This is a genomic window from Pseudoduganella buxea, from assembly GCF_009720835.1.
GTDB lineage: Bacteria > Pseudomonadota > Gammaproteobacteria > Burkholderiales > Burkholderiaceae_D > Rugamonas > Rugamonas buxea.
Map to the genome: position 1 here is coordinate 1 of NZ_WNKZ01000318.1, position 255 is coordinate 255.

Below are 255 nucleotides of genomic sequence, written 5' to 3' on the forward strand. Positions count from 1 at the left end.
CATGCAAGTCGAACGGTAACAGGGAGCTTGCTCCGCTGACGAGTGGCGAACGGGTGAGTAATATATCGGAACGTACCCAAGAGTGGGGGATAACGTAGCGAAAGTTACGCTAATACCGCATACGATCCAAGGATGAAAGCAGGGGACCGCAAGGCCTTGTGCTCCTGGAGCGGCCGATATCTGATTAGCTAGTTGGTAGGGTAAAGGCCTACCAAGGCATCGATCAGTAGCTGGTCTGAGAGGACGACCAGCCAC

1 rRNA gene is annotated in these 255 nt (G+C 54.1%); it reads left to right on the top strand.

What is annotated here, in order from left to right:
- Nucleotides 1-255: ribosomal RNA gene (locus GM672_RS28090) — 16S ribosomal RNA — on the top strand; the annotation flags it as partial.